We start from the raw sequence: 3434 nt of genomic DNA on the forward strand, positions 1-3434 counted from the left end.
CAACTAAGATTAAGGATGAATTAGGATGGTATCCTGAAACTACTTTTGAAGTTGGTATAAAGAAGACTATTCAATGGTACTTAGATAACCAAGAATGGATGAAAAATGTTACATCTGGAGAGTATCAAGGATACTATGAAAGGATGTATAAGTAGTGGAGAAAAAGATTAGAGATGTTTTTATTATAGGTTCAAAAGGTATACCTGCAAATTATGGTGGATTTGAAACTTTTGTTGAAAAGTTAACTAAGAAGCAAGTAGACAAAAGAATAAAATATCATGTTTCATGCTTATCAGATAATTATGAGGAATTTTTACATAATGGAGCTAGATGCTTTAATATTAAAGTTCCTAATATAGGGCCAGCTAAAGCTGTATATTATGATGTTTTAGCTTTAAAAAAATGTATTAAATATATTAAAGAAAATAATATTGAAAAACCTATAGTGTATATATTAGCCTGTAGAATAGGACCTTTTATTGGGTACTATAAAAAACAATTAAAAAAATTAGGAGGAGATTTATTTATAAATCCTGATGGACATGAATGGAAAAGAGCTAAATGGAATGCAGTTATAAGACAATATTGGAAATTATCTGAAAAGTTAATGGTTAAACATGCGGATTTATTAATATGTGATTCTATTAATATTGAGAAATATATTAAGGAAGATTATAGTAAATATAATCCTAAAACAACTTTTATAGCATATGGTGCAGATATAGAAAAATCTAAATTGGCTGATAATGATGAAATATTACTTAAATGGTATGAAGAGAAAAATGTTAGATCTAAAGAATATTATTTAGTTGTTGGTAGATTTGTACCGGAAAATAATTATGAGACTATGATTACTGAATTTATGAAATCTAATACTAAAAAGGAATTTGTTTTAATAACTAATGTTGAAAAAAATAAGTTCTATGATGAATTAAAGAGGAAAACCGGATTTGAAAAAGACGAAAGAATTAAATTTGTCGGTACTGTTTATGATCAAGAGTTATTAAAAAAGATTAGAGAAAATGCTTACGGCTATTTTCATGGTCATGAAGTTGGTGGAACTAATCCCTCTTTATTAGAAGCATTGGCAACTACAGATTTAAATCTTTTATTAGATGTTGGGTTTAATAGAGAGGTAGCGTTGGATTCAGCTATATATTTTAGTAAAGAATCGAATAATTTAAGCTCTATTATAAATAAGGTTGATAAATATGACTGTGATGATATAGGGAAATTTTCTAATGGTGCTAAGGATAGAATTAAGAAATTTTACTCATGGGAAAAAATAGTGAATGATTATGAAAGGTTATTTATTGATAAGGTGTGATTTATGAAAGTAAGTATTATTGTACCGGTATATAATGTTGAAGAATATTTACCCAAATGTTTAGAAAGTTTAATTAATCAAACTTTAGAAGAAATAGAAATATTATGTGTAAATGATGGTAGTACTGATAATTCAAGATTAGTATTAGAGGCGTATTCAAGAAAAAGTAGTAAGATAAAAATATTAGATAAAAAAAATGGTGGCTTATCTGATGCAAGAAATTATGGAATGGAGTATGCTAAGGGAGAATATATAGGATTTGTTGACTCGGATGATTGGGTAGAATTAAATATGTTTGAGATAATGTACGAAAAAGCGAGGCAAAACGATGCAGATATATGCATTAGTAATTATAGAGAAATATATTCAGATAATACTATTAATATTAAAGATTTTAATAAAGAGTTTACTATAGTGCATGAGGCGAGTGTTTGGAACAAATTGTTTAGGAATAGTTTTGTAAAAGAAAAAAGGGTAAAATTTCCAATTGGGTTATGGTATGAGGACAATGCTTTTACATATAAATTATTAATAAGTAACCCTAAGATAGTAAATGTAAATGAATATTTATATAATTATAGAAAAGAACGGGCTGGTTCAATAATGAACTCTCAAATAAATAAAAAAATATATGATATATATTTTATAGGTGATGAAATATATAAGTATTCTCAGAATACTTATATTTCGGAAAGTGAGAAAATTCAATTAGAGTTTATATTTATAAGAAATATATTTTTCAGACAAGTATTAAAGATAATTAAGTTGGAAAAAAATAATATTTTAAAATTGAGAAAAAAATTAAAACACCATTATAGATATATAGAGAAGAAGTTCCCTAATTGGCTAAAAAATGAGATATTAATAAAGGATCCAGATGGATATTTTAACAAAAAATTAGGTAAAAATTATATGTTAATAATAAAAATTTTAAGAATTATATAGTTTATTTTGATAGGGAGAAATAATGAAGAATTATGAATGTAGTATAGATGAAGTTAAGGATAAAACCTTAGTTTTATTAGATAGAAGAAGTGCGTATTTTGTATATGATAAAATTTTCAATATGGGTATAAATGTTAATGAACCATATAAAGAATTAAATGTATTTCCTTATATTTTAAGAATATTAAGAAAGATATCATTTGTTTTTAAATTGCCATTTCGAAGTATATGGTATGGAGAGTGGAAAAAGACAATTGAAAAGTATGATACTATAATTTTATTTGATTTTTTCAACTTAGATATTCTTAATTACTTAAGTAAAATTCATAAAAATAAGAGAATTATATTTTGGTATTGGAATCCAGTAAAAAAATCAGTTGATGCAAATTTAGTATCAGATGAGTTATGTGAAAAGTGGTCATTTGATATGAGTGATTGTATAAAATACAATATGAAATACAATACTACCTTTTTCTTTAATGACTATAAGATAGAAAAAGAGAAGTATAAATATGATGTTTTTTTTGTTGGAAAAGATAAAGGAAGATTAGAGTATATTTTAGAATTAAAAGAAAAATTTGAAAATCAAAATATCACAACTTATTTTCATATAGTTAATGATAAATACAGAATTAGAAAATTTAATAAATTATATAATAAACCTATTTCATATAAAGAAGTAATTAATAAAATTTCTGGATGTAAAGCTATATTAGATATTTTACAAGAGAATCAAGAGGGATTAACATTAAGAGTAATGGAATCAATATTTTTTGAAAAAAAACTTATAACAAATAATAAAGATATTATAAATTATGATTTCTATAATAAAAATAATATTTTTATTATAGGTATTGATAATATAAACAATTTAAATAGTTTTATTAATAGCCCATATAATAAAATTGATGATAATATAGTTAATAAATATGATTTTAATAATTGGCTAAGTAGGTTTTTTGTTCAAAAACAATAATATTTAAAATTGTTCATTAATATGAAGAATAAAAACACAATAGTTTATATAAATCTTGTTAATTATTATTTATATTTTTCATAATTAGAAAAAGTTATAATTAATTTCTAATTATTGTTTTATAAGAGCTATAAAAAATATTATATAAATTAATAAATTAAGTTTTTATTAAAGGAGAAATTATGG

At 23.3% G+C, this 3434-nt stretch carries 3 protein-coding genes and 1 pseudogene; all 4 read left to right on the forward strand.

The window, feature by feature from the left end:
• Positions 1 to 155: pseudogene (locus I4V63_RS14075) on the forward strand (dTDP-glucose 4,6-dehydratase); the annotation flags it as partial.
• Positions 156 to 166: 11 nt separating this feature from the next.
• On the forward strand, positions 167 to 1327 hold the full coding sequence (locus tag I4V63_RS14080; RefSeq protein WP_196001887.1) for a glycosyltransferase family 1 protein: 1161 nt from the start codon (positions 167 to 169) through the stop codon (positions 1325 to 1327).
• A gap of 3 nt (positions 1328 to 1330) precedes the next feature.
• Positions 1331 to 2272, forward strand: coding sequence for a glycosyltransferase (locus I4V63_RS14085; protein ID WP_196001868.1), 942 nt, complete (start codon positions 1331 to 1333; stop codon positions 2270 to 2272).
• Between the two features lie 22 nt (positions 2273 to 2294).
• Positions 2295 to 3248 (forward strand): hypothetical protein, encoded by a 954-nt coding sequence (locus I4V63_RS14090; protein ID WP_196001869.1) that lies wholly within the window; start codon positions 2295 to 2297, stop codon positions 3246 to 3248.
• Positions 3249 to 3434: the final 186 nt, after the last annotated feature.

The organism is Clostridium sp. 1001271B_151109_B4 (genome assembly GCF_015670405.1).
Lineage (GTDB): Bacteria > Bacillota > Clostridia > Clostridiales > Clostridiaceae > Clostridium.